This is a genomic window from Streptomyces kebangsaanensis (assembly GCF_001906585.1).
Classification (GTDB): Bacteria; Actinomycetota; Actinomycetes; order Streptomycetales; family Streptomycetaceae; genus Streptomyces; species Streptomyces kebangsaanensis.
In genome coordinates, this window is record NZ_JUJA01000100.1 from 1 (window position 1) to 2,016 (window position 2,016).

General features: G+C 70.2%; 4 protein-coding genes. All 4 read left to right on the top strand.

Annotated elements, in window-relative coordinates; genetic code table 11:
- On the top strand, positions 1–287 hold a 287-nt coding region (locus RH94_RS14945), incomplete at its 5' end, for a transglycosylase SLT domain-containing protein (RefSeq protein ID WP_158073051.1).
- 121 nt (positions 288–408) lie between these two features.
- Positions 409–1,476 (top strand): aromatic ring-hydroxylating dioxygenase subunit alpha, encoded by a 1,068-nt coding sequence (locus RH94_RS14950; RefSeq protein ID WP_073948091.1) that lies wholly within the window; start codon positions 409–411, stop codon positions 1,474–1,476.
- Entirely contained in the window at positions 1,473–1,643 is a 171-nt protein-coding gene (locus tag RH94_RS41380; RefSeq protein WP_199880960.1) for a hypothetical protein, read from the top strand. The genes RH94_RS14950 and RH94_RS41380 overlap by 4 nt, the downstream gene beginning before the upstream one ends.
- A partial coding sequence (locus tag RH94_RS43425; RefSeq protein ID WP_234425782.1) for a ferredoxin reductase occupies positions 1,640–2,016 on the top strand: 377 nt, incomplete at its 3' end. The genes RH94_RS41380 and RH94_RS43425, both read left to right, overlap by 4 nt.

Sequence of the window (2,016 nt, forward strand, 5' to 3'; positions counted from 1 at the left end):
TGAAGATCATGAAGGCCAAGGGCATCCCCGGCAGCTACGACGGCCTCAAGCGCAACATCCTGCGCGAGTCCGGCGGCAACCCCCACGCCCAGAACAACTGGGACACCAACGCCAAGAAGGGCACCCCCTCCAAGGGCCTCCTCCAGGTCATCGACCCCACCTTCAAGGCCTACCACGTCGCCGGCACCCCCCACAGCGTCACCGACCCCGTCGCCAACATCACCGCCGCCGCCAACTACGCCGCCCACCGCTACGGCTCCATCGACAACGTCCACTCCGCCTACTGACCCCGCACCCCCAACACAGCAGGGACCGACACCGGGAGTCGGCGGCGAACATACGGGGCATGACTGTCGGCAAGACCGCCGGCGCCGGCATCGACACCGCAGAGTGACGGGAGCCGCAACCATGCCCCACATGACCGCCTTCGCCAGGAATCAGTGGTACGTCGCCGCCTACGGCCACGAGGTCGGGCGCGAGCAGTTGCTCGGCCGGACGGTCCTCGGGGAGCCGCTCGTCCTCTACCGCACCGAGGAGGAGGGGACGCCGGTCGCGCTGCACGACCGCTGTGTGCACCGCCGCTTCCCGTTGTCCGAGAGCCGGCTGGACGGGGACCGGATCGTGTGCGGGTACCACGGGTTCACGTACGACACGACCGGCCGTTGCGTGTACGTGCCGGGGCAGAAGCGGATCCCGCGCACCGCGCGCGTCGCCTCCTACCCGGTCGTCGAGCAGGACTCGCTGGTGTGGGTGTGGATCGGTGACCCGGCGCTCGCCGACCCGCGGGCGATTCCGCGGGCGCGGCACCTCGGCTCCCCGGACTGGGTCACCGTGCGCGGCATGGAGCCGATCGACGCAGACTACGGGCTCCTCGTCGACAACCTCCTCGACCTCTCCCACGAGACGTACCTGCACGGCGGCTACATCGGCACCCCGGAGGTCGCCGAGACGCCGATCAGCACCGAGGTCGACGAGGGTGCGGGGATCGTCCGGGTCAGCCGGCACATGGACAACGCCGAGTGCCCGCCGTTCTACGCCCGTTCCACCGGCATCGAGGGCCGGATCACCCGGTGGCAGGACATCGAGTACCACGCCCCCTGCCTGTACCTGCTGCACAGCCGTATCGCCCCGGTCGGTGTGCTGCCCGAGCCGGACGGCAGCGACCCGGACGCCTTCCACGTCGAGATCACCTACGCGATCACCCCGTCGAGCGACGGCAAGGTGTACGACTTCTGGGCGGTCTCCCGGGACTTCGCGCAGGACGACGACGAAGTCACCACGTTCCTAAGGGACTTCAACCACACAGTTGTCATGCAGGACGTCGACGCGCTCAATCTGCTGCAGAAGGCGCTGCGCACCGAGCCCGCCGGTTACCAGGAGCTGAGCATCAACATCGACACCGGCGGACTGGCCGCCCGTCGCATCCTCGCCCGGCTGGTCGAGGAGGGCAACAAGCCCTTGGAGAAGGTCCGGTGAGCGCACCCACCGGCGAGGTCTACCGTGTCGACTGGCTGCCGGGCACCGACCTGCTGCTCGGCACCTGTCACTGCGGCGCCGAGCACACCGCCCAGGACCCGGTCGAGATGTGGGAGTGGATGCTCGGCCACCCCGAAGGACACCGGCCGCGGGGAAGCACCTCATGAGCGTGTACGAAGCCGAACTCGTCGTCGGCCGCCGGGAGCCGGTGGCCGACGGCGTGCTCGCCCTCACCCTGCGCCACCCGCTCGGCGAGCGGCTGCCGGCCTGGGAGCCGGGTGCCCATGTCGACCTCGTCCTCGGTCCGGACCTGGAGCGGCAGTACTCGCTCTGCGGCGATCCGGCGGACCGCACCGCCTGGCGGATCGCGGTGCTGCGCGAGCTGGCCGGGCGGGGCGGATCCGTCCATGTGCACGAGCAGGTGGGCGAGGGCGACAAGGTGCGGGTGCGCGGGCCGCGCAACCACTTCCGCCTGGAGCCCTCCCCCCGCTACCGGTTCGTCGCGGGCGGCATCGGCATCACCCCGATCCTGCCGATGCT

Bases quoted from the DNA above. Each gene is read 5' to 3' on its own strand.
- RH94_RS14950 (WP_073948091.1), top strand. From the start codon at position 409: ATGCCCCACATGACCGCCTTCGCCAGGAATCAGTGGTACGTCGCCGCC.